General features: G+C 67.7%; 16 protein-coding genes and 1 pseudogene. 9 read left to right on the forward strand and 8 right to left on the reverse strand.

What is annotated here, in order from left to right:
* Positions 1-39: 39 nt before the first annotated feature.
* The 9 genes and pseudogenes from Afe05nite_RS02650 (at position 40) to Afe05nite_RS44810 (ending at position 17364) form a co-directional block, all read left to right on the forward strand.
* The gene (locus Afe05nite_RS02650) at positions 40-663 is read left to right on the forward strand and encodes a TetR/AcrR family transcriptional regulator (protein ID WP_203815320.1); all 624 of its coding nucleotides are present in this window, start codon (positions 40-42) and stop codon (positions 661-663) included.
* Positions 660-2069: an aldehyde dehydrogenase family protein gene (locus Afe05nite_RS02655; RefSeq protein ID WP_203815321.1), complete on the forward strand. Its 1410-nt coding sequence runs from the start codon at positions 660-662 to the stop codon at positions 2067-2069. Before Afe05nite_RS02650 ends, Afe05nite_RS02655 begins: the two co-directional genes overlap by 4 nt.
* Entirely contained in the window at positions 2066-3154 is a 1089-nt protein-coding gene (locus tag Afe05nite_RS02660) for an alcohol dehydrogenase catalytic domain-containing protein (protein WP_203815322.1), read from the forward strand. The genes Afe05nite_RS02655 and Afe05nite_RS02660 overlap by 4 nt, the downstream gene beginning before the upstream one ends.
* A 10-nt stretch (positions 3155-3164) precedes the next feature.
* On the forward strand, positions 3165-3707 hold the full coding sequence (locus Afe05nite_RS02665) for a DUF6886 family protein (protein ID WP_203815323.1): 543 nt from the start codon (positions 3165-3167) through the stop codon (positions 3705-3707).
* A gap of 209 nt (positions 3708-3916) precedes the next feature.
* Positions 3917-8500, forward strand: a complete 4584-nt coding sequence (locus tag Afe05nite_RS02670) for an NIDO-like domain-containing protein (protein WP_203815324.1) — start codon at positions 3917-3919, stop codon at positions 8498-8500.
* A gap of 7 nt (positions 8501-8507) precedes the next feature.
* Positions 8508-15299 carry a polymorphic toxin-type HINT domain-containing protein gene (locus Afe05nite_RS02675; RefSeq protein WP_203815325.1) on the forward strand — a complete coding sequence of 2264 codons (6792 nt, stop codon included), beginning with the start codon at positions 8508-8510 and terminating at the stop codon, positions 15297-15299.
* The gene (locus tag Afe05nite_RS02680; protein ID WP_203815326.1) at positions 15299-15568 is read left to right on the forward strand and encodes a hypothetical protein; all 270 of its coding nucleotides are present in this window, start codon (positions 15299-15301) and stop codon (positions 15566-15568) included. The genes Afe05nite_RS02675 and Afe05nite_RS02680 overlap by 1 nt, the downstream gene beginning before the upstream one ends.
* Positions 15569-16086: 518 nt before the next feature.
* Positions 16087-16782, forward strand: a complete 696-nt coding sequence (locus Afe05nite_RS02685; RefSeq protein WP_203815327.1) for a hypothetical protein — start codon at positions 16087-16089, stop codon at positions 16780-16782.
* Positions 16783-16939: 157 nt separating this feature from the next.
* A pseudogene (locus Afe05nite_RS44810) lies at positions 16940-17364 on the forward strand (transposase).
* A gap of 115 nt (positions 17365-17479) precedes the next feature.
* On the opposite strand, the gene Afe05nite_RS02700 reads toward Afe05nite_RS44810, so the two are convergent.
* From Afe05nite_RS02700 to Afe05nite_RS02735, 8 genes are all read right to left on the reverse strand, one after another.
* Positions 17480-18058: a TetR/AcrR family transcriptional regulator gene (locus tag Afe05nite_RS02700; protein ID WP_203815330.1), complete on the reverse strand. Its 579-nt coding sequence runs from the start codon at positions 18056-18058 to the stop codon at positions 17480-17482.
* Positions 18055-19257: an acyl-CoA dehydrogenase family protein gene (locus Afe05nite_RS02705; protein WP_203815331.1), complete on the reverse strand. Its 1203-nt coding sequence runs from the start codon at positions 19255-19257 to the stop codon at positions 18055-18057. Before Afe05nite_RS02705 ends, Afe05nite_RS02700 begins: the two co-directional genes overlap by 4 nt.
* Positions 19257-20249 (reverse strand): phosphotransferase family protein, encoded by a 993-nt coding sequence (locus tag Afe05nite_RS02710; protein WP_203815332.1) that lies wholly within the window; start codon positions 20247-20249, stop codon positions 19257-19259. The genes Afe05nite_RS02705 and Afe05nite_RS02710 overlap by 1 nt, the downstream gene beginning before the upstream one ends.
* Positions 20246-21112, reverse strand: coding sequence for an SDR family oxidoreductase (locus tag Afe05nite_RS02715; protein ID WP_203815333.1), 867 nt, complete (start codon positions 21110-21112; stop codon positions 20246-20248). The genes Afe05nite_RS02710 and Afe05nite_RS02715 overlap by 4 nt, the downstream gene beginning before the upstream one ends.
* A complete protein-coding gene (locus Afe05nite_RS02720; protein ID WP_203815334.1) occupies positions 21109-21852 on the reverse strand; it encodes an SDR family oxidoreductase in 744 nt (247 codons plus the stop codon). The genes Afe05nite_RS02715 and Afe05nite_RS02720 overlap by 4 nt, the downstream gene beginning before the upstream one ends.
* 68 nt (positions 21853-21920) lie before the next feature.
* Complete coding sequence (locus tag Afe05nite_RS02725) at positions 21921-23180, reverse strand: ABC transporter substrate-binding protein (RefSeq protein ID WP_203815335.1); 1260 nt, start codon at positions 23178-23180, stop codon at positions 21921-21923.
* A complete protein-coding gene (locus Afe05nite_RS02730) occupies positions 23177-24244 on the reverse strand; it encodes a branched-chain amino acid ABC transporter permease (protein WP_203815336.1) in 1068 nt (355 codons plus the stop codon). Before Afe05nite_RS02730 ends, Afe05nite_RS02725 begins: the two co-directional genes overlap by 4 nt.
* Positions 24241-25119: a branched-chain amino acid ABC transporter permease gene (locus Afe05nite_RS02735; protein ID WP_203815337.1), complete on the reverse strand. Its 879-nt coding sequence runs from the start codon at positions 25117-25119 to the stop codon at positions 24241-24243. The genes Afe05nite_RS02730 and Afe05nite_RS02735 overlap by 4 nt, the downstream gene beginning before the upstream one ends.
* Positions 25120-25121: the final 2 nt, after the last annotated feature.

Below are 25121 nucleotides of genomic sequence, written 5' to 3' on the forward strand. Positions count from 1 at the left end.
AAACTAGCGGCGTAAGTTTTCCTTGGGAAGGGTGCTTCGATGGCGCGACCGAAACAGGCGCTGCTGACCCGCGAGCGGATCGTCGCCGCGGCCGGCGCGCTGGTTGATGCCGAAGGGCTGGCGGCGCTGAGCGTGCGGCGGCTCGCCACCGAGCTCGGCGTGCGGGGCCCGTCGCTCTACAACCACTTCCCCACCAAGGCCGACATCGTGGATGCGGTGGTCGACGCGGTCATCGCCACCATCGATCTGTCGGTCTTCCAGCGCCACGAGTGGCCCGAGGCCCTGCGCCGCTGGGCCACCGAATACCACTCCGCGCTCGCCCAGCACCCGAACATCGTCCCGGTCCTCGCCCAGGGGCCCGGCCGCCGGCCCGCCGGCCTCGCCATGGCCGAAGCCGTCTTCGGCGCGCTCGTCGACGCGGGCTGGCCACCGGCCCGCGCCACCCACATCGGCGCGCTCATGCGTTACCTGGTCACCGGTTCGGCGCTAGGTTCGTTCGCGTTGGGCTTCGACATCGACCCCGAGCTGTACGACCGCTATCCGCACCTGCACAACGCGCCCCGGCTGGCGGCGCATCAGCGAGCCGTGGACGAAGGTGCCTTCGAACTCGGCCTGGACCTGCTCATCAACGGCCTGAAGACAGAAATGGGGAGTCGCCGATGACTTCGCTGGACCGTCCGCATCTGTTCATCGGTGGCGCGTGGGTGCCGCCGTCGTCCGCCGCCACGATCGGCGTCGAGAACCCGGCGACCGAGGAGACCATCGCGCACGTTCCGGCCGGCACGGCGGACGACGTCGACCGCGCGGTGACGGCGGCCCGGGACGCCTTCGACAGCTGGGCCGGCCGGTCGATGGCCGACCGCGGCGAGGTGCTGGACCGGCTGCACACCGCGCTCGCCGCCCGGGCGGGCGACATCGCGAAGACCGTCGGGCTCGAGCTGGGCACGCCGCTCAAGGTCGCGAAAGCGGTGCAGGCCGGACTTCCACTCACGGTCCTTCGGGGGTACGCGGATCTGGCCGTACGCCCGCAGCCGGCCGAGACGATCGGCAACTCCCTGGTCGTCCACGAACCGGTCGGCGTGGTCGGGGCCATCACCCCGTGGAACTACCCGCTGCACCAGGTGGTGGCGAAAGTGGCGGCGGCCCTGGCGGCCGGCTGCACGGTGGTGCTCAAGCCCAGCGAGCTGACCCCGCTCGTCGCCTACCTGCTGTTCGACGCCGCGCTCGAGGCCGAGGTCCCGAGGGGGGTGCTCAACCTGGTCACCGGCACCGGCGCGGAGGTGGGCGCGGCCATCGCCGGTCACCCCGGCATCGACATGGTGTCGTTCACCGGCTCCACCGCCACCGGCCGGGCCATCTCGCACGCGGCCGCCGACCGCATCGCCCGGGTCGCCCTGGAGCTGGGCGGCAAGTCGGCCAACGTGATCCTCGAGGACGCCGACGTCGTCAAGGCGGTGAAGGTCGGGGTCGGCAACGCCTTCCTCAACTCCGGTCAGACCTGCACCGCCTGGACCCGGATGCTCGTGCACCGCTCGGTCTACGACGAGGCGGTCTCGCTGGCCGCCAAGGCCGCCGCCGGCTACACCGTCGGCGACCCCTTCGACGAGGGCACCCGGCTCGGCCCGCTCGTCTCCGCCGCCCAGCGCGACCGGGTACGCGGCTTCGTGGACCGGGCCGACGCGCGTCTCGTTGCCGGGGGACCGGATGCTGTGCTCCCGGAAAAGGGGCATTTCGTCGCGCCGACCGTGTTCGCCGACGTCGACCCGGCGTCGGAGCTGGCCCAGGAGGAGATCTTCGGCCCGGTTCTGTCGATCATCCCGTTCGCCGACGACGACGAAGCCGTGGCGATCGCCAACAACTCGCGCTACGGCCTGGCCGGCGGCGTGTGGGGCTCGGCCGACCGGGCCCTGGCGGTGGCTCGGCGGATGCGTACCGGTGCGGTCGACATCAACGGCGGGGCGTTCAACCCGGTTGCGCCGTTCGGCGGGTACAAGCAGTCCGGCGTCGGGCGCGAGCTCGGCGAATACGGTCTGGCCGAGTTCCAGCAGACGAAGGCGATTCAGCGATGAGCAACTACTTCAACGGTTTGGTCGTCAGTTCCGCCGGTGCTCGGCCGGCCGTCGCCGAGCTGCGGCTGCCCGAGATCGGACCGGGTCAGGTCAAGGTACGCGTCCGGGCCGCTGGTGTGTGCCACTCGGATCTGTCCATGGTGAACGGGACGATCCGGGCCCCGTACCCCCTGGTGCTCGGTCATGAAGCCGCCGGCGAGGTGGTCGAGGCCGGCGAGCACGTGACCCGAGCCGCGGCCGGCGACCACGTGGTGCTCAACTGGCAGCCACCCTGCCGCGAATGCTGGTTCTGCTCGAACGGCGAGCCGTGGCTGTGCGCCACGTCGTCGGGTATCGCCGCGCTGGAGAACGGCATCACCCTCGACGACGCGCCGGTACACGTCTCGCTCGGCCTCGGCGCGTTCGCCGACTACGTGGTCGCACCGGCCAACGCCGTCATCCGGGTCCCGGCGGAACTGCCGTTCGAGAAGGCCGCCCTGCTCGGCTGCGGCGTGCTCACCGGAACCGGTGCCGTACGCAACACCGCCGAGGTCGCCCCGGGCGAGTCGGTGGTCGTGATCGGCCTGGGTGGCGTCGGCCTCTCGGCGGTGGCCGCCGCCCGCGCGGCCGGCGCCTCCTCGGTCATCGCGGTGGACGTCTCCGAAGCCAAGCAGGAACTCGCCGCCGCGGCCGGCGCCACCGACTTCGTGGTCTCCTCCGACGCGCTGTCCAAGGAGATCCGCATCCGCACCGAGGGCCGCGGCGCCGACCACGCCATCGAATGCGTCGGCCGGGCCGCCACGATCCGCGCCGCCTGGCGCGCCACCCGCCGCGGCGGCCACGTCACGGTGGTCGGCATGGGCAGCAACGACGACCTGGTCCAGCTGTCCGCATTGGACATCTTCTCGTCGGCCCGCACCCTGCGTTCATCCGTCTACGGTGCCGCCGACTTCGACACCGAGATCCCTCGGCTGGCCGCCGACGTGCTCTCCGGCGACCTGAACATCGACCACCTCATCTCCGACCGCATCACCCTGGCCGACGTACCGGAGGCGTTCGACCGCATGTCCCGCGGCGAGGGCGCCCGCTCGGTGGTGCACCTGTAATTCTGTCCGGATGCGACCGAACCCGGGCGAGGTCCTGCACTTCTCCGAAGACCCGACAATCAAGCGCTTCATCCCACACGTAGCGGCGACATCCGCCGAGACGACGCCCTACGTGTGGGCGGTCGACGCCCGGAACGCCCCCAGTTACTGGTTTCCGCGCCAGTGCCCGCGCGCGATGGCGTGGATCCGCGACTCCACCACCCCCGACGACCGGGCCCGGCTCATCGGCGCCGGCTGCGGGAGCCGCGCCCACGCCATCGAGTACGGCTGGCTGGACGCGATGCGGACGACCACCGTCTACACCTACCGGTTCGCCGCCACCGCCTTCGCGCCGATCGCCTCCCCCGGCTCCGACCCACACGCCATGGTGGCCACCGAGCCGGTGACTCCCCTGGCCGACCCGGAGCCGATCGGCAGCCTGCTCGCCTGCCACGAGGCGGCCGGCATCCAACTGCGCCTGCTGCCCAACCTGTGGCCGTTCTGGAACGAGGTGATCGCCAGCTCCGTCGGTTTCAGCGGAATCCGCCTGCGTAATGCGATCCGACATCCATAACGTCACGTTTATTTAGATAATAGTCAATATTGATGCTCTTGACGATGTATGGCGCGAGTGCCTAATCTCCGATCAGCGTTCAACCGAAACCGGACGCCCATCCATCTTTTGCGGCCTTCTTAACGGGGAAGACGGTGGCGTTGGTGCGTCGGCGTGCGCGATTCTGCCTGTCCAATCTTTCGGCAGTCCTTCTGATTCCGGTCGCCGTGGTGAGTGCGGCGCCCTCGGCGATGGCCGTGCCACCGGCCGGATGTCCCGCCAGTGCCGCCGACGAAACCGCCGCCACCAAGGCCGCAGCGAGCTGCGAGGGTCGGGTCGAGGTGCTCGCTGGGCTCGGCGAGAAGACCCGGGTCTACGCGAACCCGAATGGATCATTCACCGCCGAGACCGCGGCGACTGTCCAGCGAGTCCTCGGCTCCGATGGGCACTGGGTCGAGCCCGACCCGACGCTGAAGCGCGCCGCCGATGGGCGGATCACACCGGTTGCGACGTCGTTGAAGATTTCGTTCTCCGGGGGTGGCACCGGACCGGCCGCGACCCTCGGCAAGGGGGGCGCCGAACTCGGACTGCACTGGACCGCCGCGCTTCCGGCTCCGACTCTGTCCGGGGCGAATGCCACGTACGCCGACGTCCTTCCCGGTGTGGATCTGGTTCTCACCGCGCAGGCCGAAGGGTTCTCCGAGGTCCTCGTGGTCAAGAACGCGACAGCCGCCGCCAACCCGGCACTGGCCGAGATCCGGTTCCACACGACGGTCAAGGGGCTGCGGCTCGAGCAGGAGGAGTCGGGGGTGTTGCGCGCAGTCGACGACTCCGGCGCCACGCTGTTCGGCTCCGGCAACCCGGTCATGTGGGATTCGACGCCGGTGCGGGACAGCCCGCCCGCCCGGGTCGTGACCCCGGGTGCTGCCCGCCGTGCGATGCCTGTGCAACTGGCCGCCAACGATCTGATCGTCCGCCCGGACATCACAATGTTGCGGGACCGGGCCACCAAGTTCCCGGTCTACATCGACCCGGCACTCGGCAAGACCGCCTGGACGATGATCAACAGTAAGTATCCGGATCAGGAGTACTGGAGCCACGACAAACAGGACTGTCCGAGTCCATACGCGTCGATCCAGTGTGCCAAGGTCGGCTACACCAACCAGCCGGTCTCGATGATCTATCGATCGATCTTCGCGTTCAACATTTCCGTGCTTCTGCAGAAGCACGTCCAGGACGCGAAGCTGTCGATGGACACCGTCTACTCCTACACGAATACCAATTACGGCACCCAGGTGAAGGTCGTCGGTGCGATCAACTCCGCGACCAACTGGAAGAACAACTCCGCGAGCTGGAGCGGCAAAGTCTTCGCCACCGCGAACAGCCACGCACACGACAAGGTGCGGCGGCGGACCGAGTGGGGGGTCACCTCGGCGCTGCAGACCGCGTCCGGCGGCACCAACGGCACCATCGCCCTCGGTCTGCGGGCGGTCGACGAGAGCAGCCTCAATCAGTGGAAGAAGTTCGACGCCGGTACGGCGCTGCTCACCGTCATCTACAACTCATACCCGAGCGTGCCTGACCAGATCACCATCGACGGCCAGCCGTGCACGCGGGGCGCTTCGCGGCCCTACGTTCGGACGCTGACACCGGCGCTGCGGGCTCGGGTGAGCGACCCCGACGGCACGGCCAAGCTGCTCACCGGCTGGTTCTACTACTACAGTTACGGCGGCAGCCGCACCAGCACGCAGACCGCCGCACAGACGTCGGTCGTCTCGGGCCAGTACGCGAACGCCGCCATTCCGGCCGGGAAGTTGACCGACGGCGGGGTCTACATCGTGCAGGCCATCGCCAACGACAGCATCGACTACGGCCAGTACTCGGCCAATTGTGAGTTCCAGGTCGACGTCACGGCACCCGGCCCATCCGCGGGCGTCACCTCGACGATCTATCCGAACGACGGGCAGTTTCACGGCGGTGTCGGCACCGCCGGAAGCTTCACCCTGCAGCCGCCCAGCGTCGTCCCGGCCGACTTCGCCGGCTACGCCTACACGCTCGACCCCGGCGTCAGCGCGGCCGCGGCAACCCAGGTCGCGGCGACCCAGACCAGCCCCGGGGCGACCGTCATGATCACGCCGGACGCCGATCAGACCTTCAACATGCGGGTGTGGACGAGGGACAAGGCCGGAAACTACTCGGCGCCGCTCACCTACACGTTCAGCGTGCGAGCCGGCACCGGGCCCGACGCGCGGTGGACATTCGACGGCCAGACCGGCATCGACGGCAGTATGCACGGCAACACCCTCACCGCGAGCGGGACGTGGGTGGCCGGGCGTGGCGGCTACGGCAAGGCCCTCCAGTTGGACGGCGGCTCGCAATCCGCGGCCACGGGCGGGCCGATCGCCACCAAGGACCCGGACACCGGCGCGGCCAAGACGCTGCACTCCAACGGCAGCTTCACGATTGCCGCCACGGTGAAGCTGGACTCGCTGACCGGCTCCGGTCAGCGAGTGATCGTCGCCCAGAGCGGCTCCAACACGTCGGCCTATCAGCTCAGCTACTCGGTACCCGACCAGAAGTGGCGGTTCGCGGTCGCGCCGACCGACGTGAGCGCGCCGGCCACGGTCGCCGTGCTGTCCAACGCGGTCGCCCCCACCGGCGCCTGGACCCGACTGCTGGCCACCTACGACGGCACCTCGCACGCGCTGCGGCTCTACATCAACGGCACCCTACAGACGTCGACCGCCACGGCGACCTCGTTCGATGCCACCGGGGCGGTGACGGTCGGCCGGGCGTCCTCCGGCAGCTACTTCCCGGGTGCCATCGACGACGTGCGGATCTACGGCCGGGTCGTGGGCAGCGCCGAGCACGAGTTCGCGCTGATCAACTATCCGAACCCGCCGTTGATCACGTTCAGCAGCAAGAGCACCTACGCCGGGCGGAACTTGACCGCGGTGCTCAGCGCCGGTGGCGACACCGCGGTCACCAAGGTGAAATACCAGCTCGGCACGGGTGCGGCGACGACGGTGACGTTGCCGTCCGCCGGCGGGCAGGTCACCGTAACCGTCACGTCGACCTCCGAGGGCGCGGCGCAGTTCTTCGCGTGGGGCGTCGACGCGGCCGGCTCCGAGTCGGCGGCCGCGGCCGAGATCGTGCAGTTCACCACGGCGCCGTCGCTGACCGGACGGATCACCGACGGGGCCAACGGGAACCCGCTGAGCGGCGTCACGGTTCTGCTCAGACCGGGCGACCTGACCACCACCTCGAACGCAACCGGCGGCTACACGTTCACCGGGATGGACGAGGGCGACTACTCGGTGAGCGCGTCGGGACTCGGCACCGGCTGTGCGGCGGCTACCGCCACAACCGGGGTGGAGATCCACTCCGCGACCGTTCGCGACTTGCAACTCAAGTCCGAAGGCGACCGATTCGGCTACCGCTGCGCGGAAACGCCGAACACCGCGTTCACATCCGGTACCACGAAGGTCGACCTGACCGGGGACGACGAGGTCAGCGGCCCGATCGCGCTGCCGTTCCCGCTTCCTTACTACGGCAAGACCTACAACCAGGCGTGGCTCTCCACGAACGGCGTGATGACGTTCTCGGACCCGAAGGGTTGGATCGACTACGCTCCGGTCAGCCTGCCGGCCCGCGACTTCGCGCCGGTTGCCGCCCTGATGCCGTTCTGGGCCGATCTCGAGCTCGACTCCCAGTCGAGCGTGTGGACGAAGGCCAGCGGGACCGGGGCCGCTCAGCGTTTCCTCATCGAGTGGCGCAACGTCCGCTTCGTCACGGACGACCCGGCCACCGCACCGCGGTTCAACTTCGAGGTGATGCTCGCGCCCAACGGCGACATCACATTCCTCTACTCGGGGCTCTATGACGACAACTCGAAGGGCGCGGTCGCGGCGGTCGGCATCACCAGTCCCGGTGGTGGATACGCGGTGCAGCACGTCTTCGAGACGCCGACCCTGGCCAACAACACGGCATTGCTCTTCGATTACCCCGACGACGCGTGGCCGATCCCGAGCTACACGGTCTCCGGCACCGCCTACTACGACGGCCAGCCCGCTCTGGGCGCTTACGCGTACATGGAAGGTTACGAGGACTGGACGGACTCCGCCGGCCACTACGAGTTCACCGACGTCGAGGAAGGGACGTACGGACTCTGGGGGCTGGCCGGTTGTGTGCGCAACAGCGAGCCGGACCTCGAGGTCACCGGCGACCGCACTGTCGACCTCACGCTGGTGCCCCGCATCGACGACTGGGACCCCAGTTGCGCTCCGACCACGACGGCGTTCACGCCGGGCGCCACCGCGGTGGCGCTCAACGGCGACACTCCGGTGACGGTGCCACTGGGCTTCCAGATCCCGTACTTCGGACGCACAGTCTCGTCCGTGGGCGTGATCGAGAAGGGTGAGATCCAGTTCACCTCGGACACCGACGGCAACGCACTCGCAGGCGGCCTATGGGTGTGGCCGGCCAGCGACGTCAAGGCCGACAGCCAGACGAGGGTGTACACCGGCACGTCGGGGACGGCGCCCAACCGGAGGACCGTCATCGAATGGCGCGACGCCGTCCTCACCGATCACCCGAATGTCCGGTTCACCTTCGAGGTGATCTTCGACGAGAGCGGCAATCAGACCGTGGCCTTCAAGAACCTGCCGGACTCGGCTGCCACTGGCAACGACATCGAGATCTGGACCTGGGGCCCGGAACAGCAGGGCGTCAGTTACTACGAGACCGTCATGCGAGCGCTGCGCGCCAGCAAAGCCATCACGTTCTCTCAGCCTGTCCCCATCGAAGAAAGCTGAGCCGGTCATGCACAAGTGGAACTCCCGGCTCGGCGCGGCGGTCTCGTTCGCGATGTCGGCCGCCCTGCTCGTCACCCTGCAGCAGCAACCGGCCTGGGCGGCCAAGCCCAAGCCCTACGCCCCGCCCGCGGCAGCCGTGCAGCCTGACGTCGCTGTGCGTGCGGTGCCTGTGAAGTCGCTTCCGTCCGACCACGCCAAGCGGGCTGCCGACCAGCCCAAACCGGTGTGGCCCACGGCGGACGGCCCCGCGCCGGTTCGGGTCGCCGGCCAGGCTTCCTCAACCACGCGCGTGGAAATCCTCGATCAGGCGACCTCGGCCCGCGCGAAGATGGCCGGCTTGCTCTTCCGCGTGGGCCGAACGGCCGGGTCGCTCACGAAGAGCGGTTCTGTCGGGGTGAGCGTCGATTACAGAAAGTTCGCGACCGCGTACGGGGGTGACTGGGCGGCACGGCTCCAACTCGTACGGCTCCCCGACTGTGCCTTGACCACCCCGGAGCGCAAGGAATGCGCCGGCCAGCCGGTCCCCACCCGGAATGATGTCGCCGCGAAGCAGGCGACCGCCGACGTCGCCGTGGGGGCGTCGACGCTGATGGCGCTCGCCGCCACCCCGACCGGACCGACCGGCAGCTACGGCGCGACCACGCTCAACGCGTCCGGCACCTGGTCGGCCGGTGGATCCTCCGGAAACTTCTCCTGGTCCTTCCCGATGCGCGTGCCGCCGGGCCTGAACGGGCCGATGCCCACGGTGGAGCTGGGCTATTCGTCGCAGTCGGTCGACGGGCGGATGGTTTCGTCGAACAATCAGCCGTCCGACATCGGTGAGGGTTTCGAGCTCGGCACCAGCGGGTTCATCGAGCGGCGCTACAGGAACTGCAGCTCCGACGGCGGTACCTCGGACGACGAGTGCTGGGTGACCGACAACGCGTCGCTGTCGCTGAACGGCTCCGGTGGCGACCTGATCCGGGACAACGCCAACGAGAACCTGTGGCACCTCCGCAACGACGACGGCTCGAGGATCGAGCGGCGGTTCGGCGCGGACAACGGCACCTACAACGGTGAGTGGTGGGTCGTCACCTCGGCCAACGGCACGCAGTACTGGTTCGGTCGCAACAAGCTGCCCGGCTACTCGTCCGGTGACACCACGATGTCGGCGTGGACCGTGCCGGTCTTCGGCAACAACACGGGCGAGAAATGCCACAAGGACACGTTCGCGGCGTCGTCGTGCGTGCAGGGCTGGCGCTGGAACCTCGACTACGTCGTCGACCCGCACTACAACACCATGTCGTTCTGGTACGGGACGGACTCGAACAACTACCAGTCGTCCGCGGTCGGGGTGAAGTCCTACATCCGGGGCGGCCGTCTCGACCACGTCTCGTACGGCACCCGGGTCGAACCCGATCTCGCCACCGGCACCGACACGATCTTCAACGGGCACGCGTCCGCTCGAGTCGACTTCGGCTACGACGATCGTTGCCTCAACAACTGCACCGTCCACGACGGCACCCACTGGCCGGACACACCTTGGGACCTGGCCTGCACGAGCAGCACCACCTGCACCGCCCGGATGCCGTCGTTCTTCAGCACCCGGCGCCTCGCCACCGTCACCACCGGCACGTACGAGGCGCTTACCGGTAAGTTCCGCAATGTCGAGCGGTGGACGCTCACCCACTCTTACCCCGACCCCGAGGACGGCACCCGGGCCGGCCTGTGGCTTGCCAAGATCTCGCACGTCGGCCTGGTCGGCGGCGGTGACGGTACGTCGATCCCGGACGTGACGTTCACCGGCAAGAACCTGCCCAACCGGGTCGACGCCGTCGACAACGCACCGCCCATGAACTGGCGGCGCCTCACCGACATCAACAGCGAGACCGGTGCGATCGTCCACGTCGACTACCTCGACACCGACTGCTCGCCCACCAGCAAGCCGTCGAGCCCGGCGCAGAACACCAAACGCTGCTACCCGGTGAAGTGGACGCCGTCCGGATACCCCCAGCAGACCGACTACTTCAACCGCTACGTCGTCAACGAGGTCACCGAGACCGACCGCACCGGCGGTGCCACCCGCGTCCTGCATCACTACGACTACATCGGCACACCGGCGTGGCACTACACCGACGACGACGGGCTCATCGACGACGACGCGAAGACCTGGTCGCAGTGGCGAGGCTACGAGAAGGTCGGGGTCACCACCGGCGATCCAGGCGGCCAGACCTACACCGAGTCGACCTACTTCCGCGGCATGAACGGCGACTACCTCACCGCGACCACCAAGCGGTCCGCCTCGGTCAAGGACTCGCGGAGCGTGCTTGTCGCCGACGACGACGCGTACACCGGGATGGTCCGGGAGACGCGGACGCTCAACGGGCCCGACGGCGCCGAGGTGTCCGGCGAGATCAACGACCCGGTCAAGTCGGCCGCCCGGGCCACCCGCACCATCGCCGGTGCGACAGTGGAGTCCCGGTTCGTCAACATCGAAGGCACCCACTCGCGGGTCACGCTCGACCACGCGCCGTGGACCCGGACGACCTACACCAAGACCACGTTCGACGACTACGGGATGCCGACCCGCACCGACGACTACGGCGACGAGGCGGTGACCGGCGACGAACAATGCACGGCCACCACGTACGAACCCCGCAACACCACGCTGTGGCTGACGTCGCTGCCGCAGCGAATTCAGACGTACGCGGTGGGCTGCGGCCAGACCGGCGGCACCGTCGCCGAGGCGAACGTCATCGGGGACGCGCTCACGCTGTACGACAGTCACGGGTACGGTGTCGCGCCGACCAAGGGCGACGTCACCGAGACCGACCAGATGATCGCCTACAACAACGGCAGTCCCAGCTACAAGGCGGTCACCAAGTCGGCCTACGACGACCTCGGCCGGGTGGTCGATTCGTGGGACGTGCTCGACCATCATTCGGCGACGGCGTACACGCCCGCCCGGACCGGGCCGGTCACGCAGACCGTCGACACCAACCCGATGGGCTGGACCACGACAAGCATCATCGAGCCGGCCTGGGGTCTGGCCACCGCTACGGTCGACGTCAACCAGCTGCGGACCACCCTCAAGTACGACGGTCTGGGCCGGCTCACCGGCATGTGGTCCCCGGGCCGCAGCCTGTCGGATCCCGCTGACGTCGCCTACGACTACCTGATCCGCACCGACGGCGTGAACGCCGTGACCACCAGCCACATCAACCCGACCGGCGGGGTCACGAAGTCGTACACCCTCTACGACGGCCTCCTGCGTACCCGGCAGACCCAGACGTCGTCGCCGAAGGGCGGCCGGATCCTCACCGACACGTTCTACGACGCCGCCGGACGCGCCTATCTCAGCAACGGCGCCTACTGGGATCCGACCGGCTCGCCCGGCACGTCGGTGGTGAAGCCGATGCAGCAGGAGGACGTACCCAACCAGACCCGGACCGTCTTCGACGGCGCCGGCCGGGCGATCAGCTCGATCTTCCAGCCGCGCACGGTCGAGCGCTGGCGTACCACAACGGTCTACGGCGGTGACCACACCGACGTCGAACCGCCCACCGGCGCCACCGCGTCCTCGACCTGGGTCGACGCTCGCGGCCGCACCATCCAGCTGCGGCAGTATCCGACCCGGTCGGCCACCGGCACCGACTACGACCACACCGACTACGCCTACAACGCGAAAGGCCTGCTCGACTCGGTCACCACGCCCGACGGCAGCAAGTGGACCTACACCTACGACCTCCGCGGCCGCAAGATCAGCAGCACCGACCCGGACGCCGGCAAGTCCATGTACAAGTACGACGACGCCGGCAAGCTCACCACCAGCCAGGATGGCAACAACGCGCAGCTGTTCCACACCTACGACGCGCTCGACCGCAAGATCGGACTCTACAAGGGCACGAGCGTCTCCTCGTCGGGCCAGCTCGCCCAGTGGGACTACGACCAGGCCCTCTTCGACGGCACCACCACGCGGGTGCTGGGCCGGCCCTCCCAGTCCAGCCGGATCGACGGGACCAAGCGCTACATCACGGCGGTCAACAAGTACGACCAGCATTACCAGCCGACCGAGTCGATGGTCACGATTCCGTCCGGGGAGAACGGGCTCGGTGGCGACTACAAGTTCTCCACCGGCTACAACGCCGACGGGAGCGTACGGGCGGCCGGCTATCCCACCAGCGGTGACCTGCAACTGGAAACCGCATTCTACGGCTACAACGGTGACGACCAGCCCTCGACGCTGCTGAACTCCTACGGCACGCAGACCGGGTCGAGCATCGTCTCCGACAGCAAGTACGACGCGCTGGGCCACGCCACGCAGTACACGCTCTACACCGGCTTCTACAGCGGCACCGGCTCGCGCGCCTACCTGAACTTCGAAACCGACCAGACCACCGGCCGGATGAACGAGATAAGCGTCCACCGTGACGGCATCTCGCCCAACACGGTCACCGACCTGCACTACACGTACGACGACGCCGGCAATGTCACGAAGATGGCCGACGACGCCGCGGCCGACACACAGTGCTTCACCTACGACCGCTACCAGCGGCTGACCGAAGCCTGGACACCGTCCTCCGGCAACTGCGCAACGGCCCGGTCCACGGCCGGTCTGGGCGGAGCCGCGCCGTACTGGCAGAGCTACACCTACAGCCTGGGCGGCGCCCGCGCCTCGCTCACCGACCACGGAACCGCCAACGGTGATGTCACCACCAGCTACACCTACACCGACAGCACCCCGACGGACCCGACCACCGGTCAGCCGCACGGCCTGGACGGCACTACCACGACCGACAACACCGGCACCCGTTCCGCGGCCTACACCTACGACAAGGCCGGCAACACCAAGACCCGCCCCGGCCCGAACGGCACGCAGACCCTGGTCTGGGACGCCGAGGGCAACCTGCAGAGCGTCACCGACACGGCCGGCAGCACCAGCTACCTGTACGACGCCGACGGCAACCGGCTGATCAGCCGCGACACCGGTGGAAAGACGCTCTACCTGCCGAACGAAGAGGTGCGCTTCACCAACAGCACGGGCGCTACGAGCTGTACCCGCTACTACTCATTCGGCGGTGGCACGGTCGCGCAGCGTACGTCGTCGGGTTTGACCTGGCTGGCTTCCGACCACCAGGGCACTCAGAACGTCAGCGTCGACGAGCAGACCCAGACGTCGACGATCCGCCGCCAGACTCCGTTCGGCACGGCCCGCGGCACATCGACGCCGTGGGTGAATACGAAGGGTTTCGTCGGCGGCACCTCCGATCCGACCGGTCTGACTCACCTCGGTGCCCGCGAATACGATCCGGCCCTGGGCCGTTTCATCTCGGTCGACCCGGTACTCGACAGCGGCGACCCGCAGTCGATGGAGGGCTACGCCTACTCCGACAACAGCCCGGTCATGAAGTCCGACCCGTCCGGCGAGATGTTCGCGACGCCGGACGGTGGGGGTAGCCAACAGAGTGTCAACGAGGCATATCAGCTCCTGAAGAACGGCAGCAACAACGACGACGATCAGCCGTCGAGCAAGCCGACGCCGAAGAAGAAAAAGAAGTGTGGCTGGACGTGCAAGGCCGGCGGCTGGATCGACGACCACAAGGCCGTCATCGCCGGCGCCGCCGCAGGCATCGTGGTCGGCTTGGGTTGCGAGGCGGCGATCGGCTGGACCGGTGTGGGCGCGGTCGCATGCGGGGCCGCCGCGGGTGCGGTCGGCAGCATGGTGCAGTACGCGGTCGAGACCAAGGTCGAGCACAAGGGCAACTTCAGTCTCGGCGGCATGCTGGTTCAGGGCGCGATCGGCGGGGTGGTCGGCGGTTTCACCGGCGGTCTGGGCTCCATAGGCAACGCGGGTCTCAGGGCGGGCTTCTCCAACTTGGCTTCCGGAGCGGGTGGCCGGGCCGCGTTCAACGCGGGTGCCGCCGCCATGAAGAAGGAAGCCAGCAACATAGCCAGCGGCCTGACCCGCGGAGCCTTCACGCGCGGTGCCGCGGAATCGGCTGAGGGCGCGGCCCTACCGAAGCCCAGTTGTCACAGCTTCGCTCCGACCACGGCTGTGGTTATGTCGGACGGGACTGCCAAGCAGATCGGTGCCGTGCAGGTCGGCGACCACGTGCTGGCCGGCGACCCGGAGACGGGGGATAAGTCCGAGCGGGTGGTCGACGAGGTCCACGTCAACCATGACACCGCCTTGACCGATGTCACCGTGAAGGCCGACGGCCAGGCCACGGTTGTGCACACCACCCAGTACCACCCGTTCTGGGACGAGACACAACAGCGCTGGGTCAACGCTGGCGACCTCACCGAAGGCGACAGTCTCCGCTCCACCGACGGCACCTCGATCACAGTCCTGAGCGTCAACAACTTCACCGACGCCCAGACCATGTACGACCTAACCATCAAAGACGTCCACACGTACTATGTGCTCGCCGGCACAACCCCGGTCCTCGTCCACAACTGCGGCGGTGGCTTTAAGAATGGTGTCGCGCCCGACGAGATCGATGCCATCAATCGCAGTTTCGGTGGCGAAAGAGAACTGAACGGATCGGCAGCCAATGCTTTGGCGAATGCTTCTCGATATGGAAGCTTCTGGGAGAAGTCCGGGGTCATGATTCGAGATATTGCCGGTTCGCACATGTACAATAACGGCAACAAACGGACCGCTCATGCAGTCGTCTCAGAATTGATGCGCAGAAATAACGTCATCAGCGGACCGACATCGGATGATCTCTGGTCGGTGATTGCCCGAGTCAGTGACTCGACCAAGAAGGGCCATACGATGGATGTCGGTGAAATCGCAGGTATGCTGAGGGGCTACTAATGATCGAAACTGGATTCGGCCTCCCCGAACTGATGGAGGACTTGGGTCGTCGTGGGGTCTCTGCATTGCTCAAGGTTGACCACGAGAGGTTTGGCTTCGGGCAAAAACCGTGGACGCTAATGCTGTCTGGCCCGGGGTTGGGTGAATCGGCGTCGTTCCATTCTGACTTCCGCTCCCTGCGTGAGGCATTGGATCGAGGTCTGTCCTTCTTGCGAGGCCTGCCGGGCGACTGGGATTGGCTTGACTCCTACCCGCTGGATTCCGAATAGGGTCTCTAGGGCGAGGGGTTCGGCGAGCAATTCTCGTCGATAAAAGCTCGCGTAATGCGGCGCACCGACCTGGCTACAATCTGTAGCCAGGTCGGTGCTGCGTGCGCCGAAGTCTGCCGACGTGCGACGGCGTTGCCGTCATCGTTGCCGTCAAAGCCGACGCAACATCGATATCTTCCGATCTATCTGCTGCGGTGTCTCTGAAAGTGCGGAGCTTCGTCCAAGCCGTGCGTGATCTGACGTAGGCGGGCGTGCGCGCGGGGCCGTAGGCCTATAGCGCGTGCGCGCGGCCCGGCTTCGGCCGGGCCGCGGAATGGCTGCGAGGCGGCGCATAATGGATGTGTCGCCTGTCGGGCGTGTAACCGGAGCAAATCAAACAGCACGGTCGACGAATGGGACGAACGAACGTTGGGCGAGGCAGGGTTGATGCGAGACGCACGTGGTCTTAACCTGATTGACGTGCCGAGATAGCCGGTTTTCCAGCCAGTATGAAGGTGGCCCGAATGATTGGATGATGAGTGTCCGTCTATGAGATTGCCCGAATCATGCCGAGCATAGGGCTACTACGGCAGCGTGCGCAGTCTTTAGCTGTGCTGGACGCAATCCTGTGTCCGAATGCAGATTCGCGCCGCTATTTTTATTCAGTCCAATGGCGGCTCGATTCGCAGTTGTTCTGGATGGACAGCGGGACTGGCGATGATCTGTCTGTCACTTTTCCGGCAGGCGCGTTCGTTCGTGGTTTCGCTCATGAGTCACCGATGAGCCCGGCAGAGAATAGCGATGAGCTTTGGCCTGGGATGCTCGACGGTCTTCCTGCGGAGTTTGAAAGCCTTCTCGAAGAGCCAAGTTTCATGTATAAGGATGTTCTTTCGGCTACCTTCTGTATGTGGCGGGCGGCGACGGACGGGCAATGGCGGCACGGGAGCGTCGATCTTCCGGAGACGGATACCAGTTCGTCGGATGTCGATGGTTCTGAAATGATGCGGGTTCTTTGTGAAGAAGCTCCCCCACTTTATGTGGATTTCGCGGAGACCTATTACCCGATGCCGGTTTCCAGGGAAGCCGTGGAACAAATATGGAGGACCGTGCCGCTGACGGAATCATTGGTCCGGGAGTTGAATCCGTCGGTCGGAATGGCCGAGCTGATCGAGGAAGTGGGGCTCGCGGCCTATCCCGTCGCTTCCCAATGTTTTACCCTTTCTGGAATTCGATAAAGCGCCGGAATCTTCGCCGCGCCCCGGCGCAGCGGGGTGGCGCGGCGCGGACACCATGCCCCGGCTGGCTGACAGTTCTCCGCTCAGAGCCGGGCTACGTCTTCGGCGACGAGGCGGGTTAATTGCGAAGGCCTCGTTGGCGATGTGTGCTGCGATGATGTTGTGCACCGAGGTGCCGGTGAGGGCGTTGGTGGATCTGACCTTGGTGGCGGAGCACTGGCGGGGTCACGGTGCCATATACGACGGGTTGAATCAGGGCCAGATCGATGTTGAACAGCTGCGGATCGTGCTGGCGGGGCTGGTGTGGCCACGCGCGGATAACGGCCGGTGATGCTCGCGGTCGATGTGAGCCCGTGGCTGCGACCCGATGCCGCGACGAGCCCGGACCGGCTGTTCTGTCACGAGTATGGCCGTGGCCACAACGCTGATCAGTTCATCCCGGGCGGGCCGTACTCGTTTGTCGCGCGCTCGAGCCCGGACGCACGTCGTGGACGGCGGTCCTGGACGGGGTCCGGCGGGGCCCGAGTGACGACGTCGCCGTCGCCATCGCCATCAGCTAGGACCGGCTGCACCCCAGGCTGACGCATCGAGCTGCGTGGCTCGACCACAAAGGCGACCACCATGTTCTGGAGGGCACGCTGATCTGCCTGACCGTCGACCGGCTGCCCGGAGACCATGATCCGAGGTCAACCTCGCACTAATGTCCGACGGTCAACAGGGCCGTGATGGCGCGGGCCATGGTTGCCCGCGCGGTTGTTGCGGACAAGCCCATCACGTCGCGCCAGGTCGACCACGTGGACCACATGCTTATCGCGATGACCGCGTTCAGCAACTCCTCGTCGCCCTTCAGTTCGGCGGCGAAGAGGGCCGACACCTCCTCGCGTACCCGCGCCAAGTGCAGCTTTCGATACTTCTGCAGCGCCTCGGAGAATGGCTCCTTCACCGCCGACGCCTTGGCGTTCGGGGTGATCTGCTCGAGCATGCGGGCGCGCTGTTTGCAGTAGGCCTCGATGCGGTCGGGCAGCGGCAGCTTGGCGGAGATCGGCCGGTGGGCCGCGTCCCTCGACTCCAGGACGCGCTGGCCGCTTTCGGCGAACAGCGCCTCCATGTCGGCGAAGTGGGACCACAGGGCGCGCAGCGACACCCCGGCCTGTTTGGCTATCCGGTCGGCGGTGGGGCGCAGGTCGCCGTCGCGGATCAGTTGCAGGTGGGCGTCGACGATCGCGTTGCGGGTTCGTTCGGAACGGGCCGTGCGGCCGTCCACTTTCTGAGTCACTTGTCGCTCCGGTAGCGGTTCAACTCCCGTCTGGCCAGGGAGCGTTTGTGCACCTCGTCCGGGCCGTCGGCGAGGCGTAGGGTGCGGGCGGCGGCCCACAGGCCGGCCAATGGAGTGTCCTGCCCGACACCGGCCGCGCCAAACGACTGGATCGCTTTGTCGACGATCCATTCCGTGGTGGCGGGCACGATTATCTTGATGGACTGGATCTCGGTGTGCGCACCCTTGTTGCCCACCGTGTCCATCAACCAGGCGGCCTTGAGCACGAGCAGGCGGGCCTGCTCGATGCGCACCCGCGACTCGGCGATCCAGTCCTGCACCACGCCCTGCTCGGCGAGCGGTTTGCCGAACGGGGTGCGAGCCAGCGCCCGCGTGCACATCAGTTCCAGGGCGCGTTCGGCCATCCCGATCAGGCGCATGCAGTGGTGGATGCGGCCGGGGCCGAGGCGCGCCTGCGAGATGGCGAAACCGCTGCCCTCCTCGCCGATCAGGTTCGCGACGGGTACGCGTACGTCATCGAAGTAGACCTCGGCATGCCCGCCGTGATCTCCGTCGGTGTAGCCGAAGACCCGCATGCCGCGCTCGACCCGCACGCCGGGGGTGTCCCGGGGCACGAGGATCATGCTTTGTTGCACGTGGCGGGCGGCGTCCGGGTCGGTTTTGCCCATCACGATGAAGATTTTGCAGTTCGGGTTCATCGCGCCGGAAATGTAGAACTTGTGGCCGGTGATGACGTATTCGTCGCCGTCGCGGGTGATCCGCGTGCCGATGTTGGTGGCGTCCGAGGAGGCGACGCCCGGCTCGGTCATCGCGAACGCGGAGCGGATCGACCCGTCCAGCAGCGGCCGGAGCCACTGTTCCTGCTGCGCGGCGGAGCCGAACTCGTTCAGCACCTCCATGTTCCCGGTGTCGGGGGCGGCGCAGTTGAGCGCGGCCGGTGCCAGGGACGGGCTGCGGCCGGTGATCTCGGCGAGCGGGGCGTACTGGAGGTTGGTCAGGCCGGCGCCGTTCGAGCCCGGCAGGAAGAGGTTCCACAGGCCCGCGCCGCGCGCGGCGGCCTGCAGCGACGGCAGCACGGCCGGCGGTTCCCAGCCGTCGTGCGAGGCGAGCGACGGCTCCGCGGGGTAGACGTGCTCGTCCATGAAGGCGAGCAACCGCTTCTGGTAGTCCGAAGTCTTGGCGTCGAAGTCGAAGTCCATCAGTTTCCCTCCAGCGCCTCGTGGCCGCGCATCACCAGCGGGCCGACCAGGTTGCCGATCGACTCGAAACCGGCACCGACCGTCTGGCCTTGAACATATCGGTAGTGCACGCCCTCGAGGATCACCGCGAGCTTGAACGCGGCGAACGCGACGTACCAGTGCAAGTCGCTGACATCGCGTCCGCTGCGCGACGCGTAGCGGTCACTCATCTCGCGCAGCGTGGGATGTCCGGGCACCTTCATCGGTACGGTCGCCGCACCGTCACCGACCTGCAGCGGCAGTTCCGCGTAGACAAGCATGAGGGCGACGTCGCTGAGCGGGTCGCCGAGCGTGGACATCTCCCAGTCGAGCACCGCCTTGACGTCGAGCTGGTCGCCGATCAGGACGTTGTCGAGCCGGAAGTCGCCGTGCACGACCGTGCCCGGCCCGCCGCCCGGGATGTCCACGGCCAGCCGGGCGTGCAGCTCCTCGATGCCGGGGACATCGCGGCTGTGGGAGGCGTCGAGCTGCTTCTTCCACCGGCTGACCTGCCGTTGGTTGAAGCCGTCGGGGCGCCCGAAATCGGCGAGCCCGATCGCCGCCGGGTCGAGCGCGTGCAGGTCGGCCAGGGTGTCCACCAACGACAGGATCAACCTGTGCAAGGAGGTGGCACCGAGCGCCGCCAAGTCCGATTCGTCGCGATAGATCCGCCCATCGACGTGCTCCATCAGGTAGAACGGAGCACCGATGACCGAGATGTCCGTGCAGAGCAGCACCGGACGCGGCGCCGGAAAACCGGCCTTCGACAGCGCCTCCAGAACCCGGTGCTCCCGAACCATGTCGTGCGCGGTGGGCAGGACGTGCCCGAGCGGCGGGCGCCGCAGAACCCAGCGCTGCGAGCCGTCGGTCACCGCGTAGGTCAGGTTGGACCGCCCGCCCACGAACATCGTCCCGGTCAGCTCGCGCGCGGAGCCGAGATATTTCTGCAGTGCGGCCAGGTCGAGGCCCTTCACCGGGTGCCGCCCTCGAACGTCCGCTGGATCTTGTTCATCCCACCGAGCCACCGGTCGGTGTCGGCGGCCCGCAGCCGGTAGTACTCGGCCACCTCCGGATGCGGTAGGACCAGGAAGTTCTCCCCGTCGAGCGCCTTCGCCGCCACCTCGGCCACTTCGGCCGGTTCGAGCGCACCGTCGGCCAGCATCGTCGAGCTCGCGCTGCCGCTCGTCTCGCCCCGCGTCAGCATGTCGGTGCGCACACCCTGCGGGCAAAGAGCCTGCACGATCAGACCCCGATGGGCGTACGTCGCTCGCAGCCACTCGGCATAGGCAAGCGCGCCGTGTTTGGTGACGGCGTAGGACGCGCTGCCGAGGATCGACAGCAGGCCGGCCGCGCTCACCGTGATCAGCAGCCGGTGCGGTCCGTCCTGGTCCAGCCAGCGCGGCAGCAGGTGCCGGGTGACGTGGACGTGCGACATGACGTTGACGTTCCAGGAGCGGGCCCAGTCGTCGTCGGGAGTGTTCTCGTCGCCGACGCTGAGCATGCCGGCGTTGGAGCAGAACAGGTCGATGCCGCCGAGCTCGGCCCAGGCCAGTTCGATCAGCCGCCGGGTGTCGTCCTCGTTCGCGGCGTCGGCCGGCGCCGCGAGACCGCCGATCTCGGACGCCACGGCCTGCGCCGCCGCCGCGTCGAGGTCGCTGACGACGACCTCGGCCCCGTCGGCTGCGAACCGGCGGGCCAGCGCCGCCCCGATGCCACCACCGGCGCCGGTGACGACGACCCGCCGGGCCGCCTCGGGCCGGCTCCCCGCCTCGGGCCGGCTCCCCGCCTCGGGCCGGCTCCCCGCCTCGGGCCGGCTCCCCGCATCGGGCCCGCTCACTGGACCGCCCCGGTCAGGGTCACGCCGCCGTCGATGACGATGGTCTGGCCGGTGATCCAGGCGGCGTCCGGCCCGCAGAGGAAGGCGACCGTGCCGGCCACGTCCTCCGGCACGCCGAGCCGGCGCAGCGGATAGGTGGCCGCGACCTCTTCCTCGCGCCCCTCGTAGAGGGCGGTCGCGAACTTGGTCTTGACCACCGCCGGGGCGACCGCGTTGACCCGCACCTTGGGGGCCAGCTCGACGGCCAGCTCCTCGGTGAGGTGGATCAGGGCGGCCTTGGTGACGCCGTAGAACGCGATGCCGGGCGCCGGGCGGACCCCGGAGACCGAGGAGATGTTGACTATCGAGCCGCCCTCGGTGAGCCCGCCACGTAGGGCTTCCTGCACCCAGCCGAGCGTGCCGAGGACGTTCACGTCGATCATCTTGCGGGCGGCGCCGAGGTCGAGCGAGCCGAGCGGCCCGTATGCCGGGTTGATGCCGATGTTGTTGACCAGCGTGGTGATCGGGCCGTACTGGCCGAGCACGGTGTCGATCACCTCGGCGCGATGGTCGGCGTCGTCGCCCTTGCCGGCGATGCCGATCGCGACCTCGGGACCACCGAGATCCTTGGCCGCCTGGTCCAGGGCCTCCGCGTTACGCCCGGTGATCGCCACCCGGTAACCCTCGGCCACGAAGCGTTGTGCGATGGCGAAGCCGATTCCCCGGCTGGCTCCGGTCACGATCGCCACTTGGTCCGCCATCGCCGCTCCCTTGTTCGCTTATCTGTTCGATCTCAGACGTCGTCCGCTTTTCGATTCGATCTCAGACGTTACTGTGCCGTAGGAATTCCGTTCTGTGGAGGCGTGACCGCCGCCCCGGAGTACGCGGTGACCGGCCCGTCGCCGTCGTCGGTCTGGTAGGGCGTACCGAAGTAGGCCGCCTTGCCTCCGGTGATCTTGGTCAGCTGCTCACCGCCGTACCCCGAGTGATCCTTGTCCGAGTACCGCACGGACACCAGGCCCGGCCCGGTGAAGCCGCCATTCACCACTGCGGCGGTCAGCTTGTCGCGGGTGAGGTCCTTGCCGGCGCCCTGCAACGACTGGACGAAAAGGTACGCGACCGACATGCCGTACACGACGTTGTTGTCGAATTCGGCGTTGGCGTTGTGCTCGGTGTTGACCTTCTTGAAGAGCTGGATCCACGGGTTCGCGTCGTCGTTCGCCAGCGGCAGATAACCGGCCGCCACCACGCCCTCGAGCAGTCCCGCCGCCTGGCCCAGCGTCTTGGTCAGGGTGGTCGGGTCGGAGCCGACGTTGCTCACCACGAACTGCGGCTTGAAGCCGATCTTCGCGGCGGTGCCGATGGACAGCGCGGTGAAGCCGGGAATGGTGGCCAGGATGATGACGTCGCAGGCAGCGGCCTTGAATGCGCCCATCTGCGGGCCGACGTTGGGGTTGCTCGTCACGTAGGTCTGCTTGGCCGCGACCGGGCCGAGGACCTTCTCGACGCCGACCAGGCTGTCCTTGCCGAAGTCGTCGTCCTGCCCGAGGAAGCAGACCTTCTTGCCGGGGTAGGTCTCCTTGACGTGGGTCGCGAGGATCTTGCCCTCGACCGTGTAGTCCGGGTTGAAGCCGAACGTCCCGGGATATTTGTCCGGCTGGTTCCAGCTGCGGCTACCGCTCGCCACGAACAGGTCGGGCACCCGGTTGGTCTTGAGGAAGTCGAGCACGCCGGTGTGCGTGGGCGTGCCGAGCCCGTTCAGGATGGCGAAGACCTTGTCCTGGAGCACCAGTTGCCGCACGACCTGCTGGGTGTTCGCCGGGTTGTAGCCGTCGTCCATGATCTTGTAAGTGATCTTGCGGCCGTACACGCCGCCGTTCGCGTTGACGTAGTCGAAGTAGGCCTTGGTGGCCGGCGCGATCTTGGAGTACCCGGCCGCAGCCGGGCCGGTGAGCGGCATGTGCGTGCCGACGACGATCTCGGAGTCGGTCACGCCGGGGGTGTCGCCGCTGCCACCACCGGAGCTGTTTCCGTTGCTGCAGCCGGCGGCCAGCAGCAGCGCGGCGAGGACGGTCGCGGTGCGTCTCATTCTTGGCCTTTCTGCTTCTTTCTCGGGAACCGCAGGGACGCCTTCTTTGTCGGGAACCGCAGGGATGCCTGCTTTGTGGGGAACCGCAGGGATGCCAGGCCGCCGGGGGCGGCCAGCATGACGACGACGAGCACGACGCCGAAGAAGGTGAGCGCGAGGTTGCCCTCCAGCCGTTGCGAGCCGGCGTCCTCGGCGATCGACTGCGCCACCGAAGGAAGCGCCACCAGCAGAAAGGCGCCGATCACCGCGCCCGACAGCCGGCCGAGTCCGCCGATCACGATCGCCATCAGCAGGAACAGCGACAGCGTCAGCGGGAACGCGCCGGGGGAGACACTCTGGGCGAGCACGGCGAAAAGGGCACCGGCCAGACCGGCGCAGGCCGAGGAGACGACAAAGGCCAGGACCTGGGTACGGGCGACGCCGACCCCGGCGAGCTTGGCGGCGGTCTCGTCATCGCGTACGGCACGCAGGTCACGGCCGAAACGACCACGGATCGCGTACGCCAGGAGCAGCACCGTGACCAGCGCGGCACCCCAGCACAGCCAGGCCTGCCACTGCTCGACCCCGATCGTGCCGGGCGGCGGTTCGAGCGCGACGGTCAGACCCTGATCACTGTTGAACGTCTCGTCGAACGTACTGGTGATCGACGGGACCACGACCGCCACCGCCAGGGTCAGGCCGGCCAGGTAGGGACCGCGCAGCCGGGCCGCCGCCAAGCCGATGATCGCGCCGACCGCGGTGGTCACGACGATCGCCGCCGCCAGGCCCAGGACCAGCATGTCGAAGCGGTTCTGCATCAGGGCGAGGGTGTAGGCGCCGGTCGCCATGAGGGCGCCGTGCCCGAGCGAGAGCTGGCCGTTGAGTCCGGTGAGGACCGTCAGTCCCGCGGTCACGCAGAGGTACGCACCGATGGTCGCCAGCTGGTAGTTCCGGAACGGCGGCAGGGTGTAGGTGAGGACCGCGATCACGGCCGCGGCGACAAGCACGACCAGCAGCGGGCTGACTCGCCGCCGGGTAGGCACTCGTCTCCGCTCGACCTTTTCGGGTATGGCCACGGTTGTCATGCGGTCCTCGCCTTCGCCTTGGCGAACAGTCCGGCCGGCCGGGTCAGCAGGACGGCCACGAGCAGGAACAGGACCGCCATCGGAGCGACCGTGGCGCCGAAGTAGCCGCTCACGTAGGCCAGCACCAGTCCCACCACCAGGCCGCCCACCACCGCGCCGACCGGGCTGTCCAGGCCACCCAGCACCGCTGCCGTGAACGCCGAGATGAACAGGAGATCCATCGCGTTCGGGTGCAGGCCCAGCTCGGTCGGGAGCACGAGCATCCCGGCCAGCGAACCGACCGCCGCCGCCAGCGCCCAGCCCAGGGTCAGCATGCCGCCGACCGGAACGCCGAGCAGGCGCGAGACGTCGGGGGCGAACGCGGCCGCCCGCATGCGCAGTCCGGTAGGCGTACGGGTGAAAAGAAGCGTGAGCAGAACGACCACCGCACCCACCGCGGCGAACACGAACAGGTCGTACCGCGAGAGCAGGGCGACGCCGCCGATCAGGAACGCGTCCCGGCTGAACGGGGCCTCGACCGGCCGGAACTCGTTGCCGTAGATCATCCCCAGCACCCCCTGGATGATCAGGACGAGACCGAGAGCCACCACCACCCCGTTGAGCGGCGACGAATGGTCGACGAACCGCATCACCACCCGCTCGACCACCGCCCCGAGCAGCAGCCCGGCGACGACAGCAGTGAGGAAGCCGAGCCAGTAGGAGCCGGTCGCGTTGGCCACCGAGTAACCGGCATAGGCCGTGGCCACGGCCATGGCGCCCTGTGCGAAGTTCACGATCCGGGCCGCCCGCCAGATCAGCACGAGCGCCAGCGCGAACGCCGCGTAGACCGCACCCCGGCTGAGCCCGTCGAATGTCAGATAAAGGAATCGGTCCACGG

This window comes from Paractinoplanes ferrugineus, from assembly GCF_016862195.1.
Taxonomy (GTDB): Bacteria; Actinomycetota; Actinomycetes; order Mycobacteriales; family Micromonosporaceae; genus Actinoplanes; species Actinoplanes ferrugineus.

Coding starts and splice junctions, on each gene's coding strand:
- Afe05nite_RS02650 (WP_203815320.1), top strand. CDS start 40: ATGGCGCGACCGAAACAGGCGCTGCTGACCCGCGAGCGGATCGTCGCC.
- Afe05nite_RS02655 (WP_203815321.1), top strand. CDS start 660: ATGACTTCGCTGGACCGTCCGCATCTGTTCATCGGTGGCGCGTGGGTG.
- Afe05nite_RS02660 (WP_203815322.1), top strand. CDS start 2,066: ATGAGCAACTACTTCAACGGTTTGGTCGTCAGTTCCGCCGGTGCTCGG.
- Afe05nite_RS02665 (WP_203815323.1), top strand. CDS start 3,165: ATGCGACCGAACCCGGGCGAGGTCCTGCACTTCTCCGAAGACCCGACA.
- Afe05nite_RS02675 (WP_203815325.1), top strand. CDS start 8,508: ATGCACAAGTGGAACTCCCGGCTCGGCGCGGCGGTCTCGTTCGCGATG.
- Afe05nite_RS02680 (WP_203815326.1), top strand. CDS start 15,299: ATGATCGAAACTGGATTCGGCCTCCCCGAACTGATGGAGGACTTGGGT.
- Afe05nite_RS02705 (WP_203815331.1), bottom strand. CDS start 19,257: ATGGACTTCGACTTCGACGCCAAGACTTCGGACTACCAGAAGCGGTTG.
- Afe05nite_RS02720 (WP_203815334.1), bottom strand. CDS start 21,852: ATGGCGGACCAAGTGGCGATCGTGACCGGAGCCAGCCGGGGAATCGGC.
- Afe05nite_RS02725 (WP_203815335.1), bottom strand. CDS start 23,180: ATGAGACGCACCGCGACCGTCCTCGCCGCGCTGCTGCTGGCCGCCGGC.
- Afe05nite_RS02730 (WP_203815336.1), bottom strand. CDS start 24,244: ATGACAACCGTGGCCATACCCGAAAAGGTCGAGCGGAGACGAGTGCCT.